The organism is Pseudomonadota bacterium (assembly GCA_016927275.1).
Taxonomy (GTDB): Bacteria; UBA10199; UBA10199; order 2-02-FULL-44-16; family JAAZCA01; genus JAFGMW01.
On record JAFGMW010000034.1, the window covers coordinates 1 to 3,687 of the forward strand.

3 protein-coding genes are annotated in these 3,687 nt (G+C 65.2%); 2 read left to right on the plus strand and 1 reads right to left on the minus strand.

Translation table 11 applies throughout. From position 1 onward, the window contains the following. Both JXA24_02255 and JXA24_02260 read left to right on the plus strand, forming a co-directional pair. Window positions 1–1,092, plus strand: a 1,092-nt coding sequence (locus JXA24_02255) for an FAD-dependent oxidoreductase (GenBank protein ID MBN1282579.1), incomplete at its 5' end; no start/stop codon positions are given. A 12-nt stretch (window positions 1,093–1,104) separates the two neighbouring features. Then, complete coding sequence (locus tag JXA24_02260) at window positions 1,105–1,770, plus strand: HAD family phosphatase (protein ID MBN1282580.1); 666 nt, start codon at window positions 1,105–1,107, stop codon at window positions 1,768–1,770. 15 nt (window positions 1,771–1,785) lie between these two features. Here JXA24_02260 and JXA24_02265 read toward each other — a convergent pair whose 3' ends face one another. Then, on the minus strand, window positions 1,786–3,633 hold the full coding sequence (locus JXA24_02265; GenBank protein ID MBN1282581.1) for a bifunctional homocysteine S-methyltransferase/methylenetetrahydrofolate reductase: 1,848 nt from the start codon (window positions 3,631–3,633) through the stop codon (window positions 1,786–1,788). Window positions 3,634–3,687 lie beyond the last annotated feature (54 nt).

Genomic DNA, 3,687 nt, shown 5'->3' on the forward strand with positions numbered 1-3,687 from the left:
CCGGATTCAGAAGCCTATATGTTCCGGCCGACGAAAGCCCCCGACGAGACGGCGTCTGAGGCGAGGAGGGATAGCGAGAAGAGCTCCCCGAGCCTCTCCGTCTGCAAAGACAGGCCTTCGTTGACACGGGCGCCGGGCGCGGCTAGCATCGGGCCTTCGGAGGCCATGGCCATGCAGAGCAACTATGATGCGATAATCGTCGGGGGGGGGCCGGCCGGCTGCGCCGCTGCGGCGTTCATCGCCCGGAGCAAGTGGAGCACCCTCATCGTCGACCGCTCGCAGTCGGAGGGGTTCTTAGGCAGCCTGGGCAACGTGAGCTATTTCCCCGGGTTCCCGGAGTCCATAAGCGGAGCGGAGATACTCAAGAGGATGCGCAGGCAGTGCGAGCTCGAGGGCGCCAGGCTCTCGACCGAGCCCGTGACCTCGATCTCGGCGGCCGACGGCGGGTGGCGGGTGGCCACTGAGGCGGGCAGGGAGTACCACGCAAAGGCGGTCGTGGTGTGCACCGGCGCCGCCTCGCGCACAAACTACCTTCAGGGCGAGCGGGAGTTCATGGGCCGCGGCGTATCGTACGACGTCATCGCCGACGGCCCCGCTGTCGCAAAGCGCACCGCCGCGGTGATAGGGAAGACGAAGGAGGCGGCCGAGGCGGCCATCGCGCTCGCCCGCTTCGCCGAGAAGATCCACTTCATCATCCCCTCGAACAAACTGGAGGCTGGCGACGACACCATGGAATCGATCAAGGCCTGCCGCGCCATCGAGACGCACTTCTCCACCAGCCTCAAGAAGATAAACGGCGAGGAGCACGTGAAATCCATCACCGTCTTCTCCTCGGGCCAGGAGAAGGAGATACCGGCGGTGGGCGTGTTCACGTTCGTGCACGAGCACAAGGCCACCACCTCGTTTTTGCAGGACCTCGTCGAGATGGGGGCGACCGGCGCGATAAAGGTCGACAGGGGATTCGCCACCTCGGCAGAGGGCGTCTTCGCCTGCGGCGACGTGCTCTGCGGAAAACCGCAGATGCCTGCGGTCGCCGCGTCGCAGGGGCTCATCGCCGGCATGAGCGTCGGAGCTTATCTGAACTCAATATGAACCGGAGGGGCCATGCCTTTCAAGGCGCTTGTCTTCGATTTCGACGGGATCATCACGGACACCGAGCCGGTGCACATGGAGGCCTGGCAGGGGGTGCTCGAGCCGCTCGGCGTCTTCATCGAGGAGGACGAGTTCCACAGGTACTACGTGGGTCTCAACGACCGCGACTTCCTGGACGCTGTGGCAAAGGCGCACAGGCACCACTTTGAAGAGATCGAAAAGGCCGACCTCATAGAGAGCAAGTCGGCGGCCACCATATCGATGCTCATGAAGGAGATCCCGCTCCTCCCGGGTGTCGGCAAATTCATAGATTCGGTCAGGGACAAGTGCCCCCTTGCCATCTGCAGCGGGGCGAACCGCGGCGAGATAGAATACATACTCAAGCACCTCAAGTGGCACGGCTACTTCGACCCGATCATCGCATCCGACTCGGTGAAAAAGGGAAAGCCGGACCCGGAGGGCTACATCCGCGCATACGAGGGGCTCGTCGAGAAGATCGACGCTCCCGTCATGGCCGGAGAGGTGATCGCCATAGAGGACTCGCCCAGGGGGATCGCCGCCGCCAAGGCCGCGGGGCTGCGCTGCATCGCCGTCAGCAACTCCTATGAGCGCGACCTGCTCAAATCAGCCGACTGGATCGTGGATTCCTTGGGCGAGGTGGACCTTCGATCCCTCTGAACTTCATTCATCCGCTCAGGCGATCACCTTCAGCAGTTCCTCGACCTTCCTGTAGTCGCCGAACGGCGGGAAGATGTATGCTCCGCTCACGTTGCCGAGAGATCTCGCCGCGACGAGAGACTCCTTAGCTATCGAGAGCCCCGCCTCCTGCTGCGCCTCGCGCGTGGCGGCGCCGGCCATGCGATCCATGACCGCTTTGGGGATCTGCATGCCGGGCACCTCGTTATGGAGGAACTCCGCGTTGCGATGGCTCGCCAGAGGGAGTATCCCCACGAAGAACGGTATCGCGGGCCCGCCCTTGAGCTTTGAGAAGAACCGCTCGAGCAGCGCGGGGTCGTATATCGGCTGCGAGAACGCGAACTCAGCCCCGGCCTCCACCTTCTGGCGGAAGCGGTCCGCCTCGAGATCGAGGTCTATCGCGCCTGGGTTCACGCCGCAGCCGATGAGGAACCGGGTCGTACCCTTCAGAGGCCGGCCGGCGAGATCGAGCCCCCTGTTGAGGTTCGCCACGAAGCGGATGAGGCCTACGGAGTCGATGTCGAAGACCGCGGTCGCCTCCGGGTAGTTGCCCATCTTCGGAGGGTCGCCCGTTATGATGAGGAGGTTTTTGAGCCCGAGCGCCGCCGCCCCCAGCAGGTCCATCTGTATGCCGAGTAGGTTCCGGTCTCGGCAGCAGTAGTGGACTATGGTGTCGATGCCCACCCTCTCCTTTATGAGCTCGCCGAGCGCCATGGGGCTCATGCGGGCCATGGCCCTGGGGCCGTCGGCGATGTTGACCGCGTCCACCCCCATCCCCTTGAGGAGCCTGGCGCCCTCGATCGCCTTCGCAGGGTCGATGCCGAGCGGCGGATCGACCTCCACGGAGACGGCGAACTTCGTGCCCAGGGCGGCTCCGAACGCGCTCTTCTCAGAGGGCGGGACCCTCGGGGCCGAGACCTCCTGCACGGCGCATGGGGGCTCGGCGACGACCTCCCTGGCGGTGGGCCTCATGGACTTGAGGTAGCGCTTCATCTCCCTCGTGTGCGCGGGAGTCGTGCCGCAGCACCCGCCGATGAGCGAGACCCCGAGCTGGGCGTAGCGCCTCGCGTACTCGGCCATGTACTCGGGGCTCGCCAGATAGAGGAGCCTTCCGTGTATCTGCTTGGGGAGCCCCGCGTTGGGCATGGCGGAGAGGGGGCGCCTGATCGCCTTGACCATGCGCTTCATGGCCTCGAACACCCCCTGGGGGCCGTCGCAGCAGTTGACGCCGACCACGTCAGCGCCCCAGCGGTCCATCTCGTATGCCGCTATCTCGGGGAGCAGCCCCTCGAACTCCCCCTCCCCCACGTGCTTGAGGCTCACCTGCGTTATGACGGGCAGCCCGCACGCCTCGCGCGCCGCATCGAAGGCCACGTGCAGCTCCTCGATGCTCGTGAAGGTCTCGAGGATGATCGCGTCGGCGCCCCCCTCGGCGAGCGCCTCGATCTGCTCCTTGAAGCAGGCGAGCATCTCGCTCCGCCCCATCGGCTCCTGGCCCCTGTGCGCCCAGGAGATAGGTCCCACCGAACCGGCCACGAAGGCCGATCCGCCGGCCGCCTCCCTGGCTATGCGCGCGCCGGCGACGTTTATCTCGCGCGTCTTTCCCTCGAGCCCGAACGAGGCGAGCGCCGGGCGGCTGGCCGTGAAGGTGTTCGTCTCGATGAGGCCGGCCCCTGCCTTGAGGTAGTCCCGGTGTATCTCCGATATGATCCCGGGGTTTGCGAGGTTTAGCTCGTCGAAGCACCTGTTGATGTACACGCCCCGGGCGTAGATCTCCGTTCCCATCGCGCCGTCTGCGAGTATCCCCTCGCAGAGCAGCCTCTCCATGAACTTCGACTTCCGCATGAAACCCTCTTTTCAGACCTCGACCGCGCCCGAGAGATAGGGGTTGTCGCGGAG

What these genes read in the sequence shown, in the direction of transcription:
- JXA24_02260 (MBN1282580.1), top strand. Translation starts at nt 1,105, where the DNA reads ATGCCTTTCAAGGCGCTTGTCTTCGATTTCGACGGGATCATCACGGAC.
- JXA24_02265 (MBN1282581.1), bottom strand. Translation starts at nt 3,633, where the DNA reads ATGCGGAAGTCGAAGTTCATGGAGAGGCTGCTCTGCGAGGGGATACTC.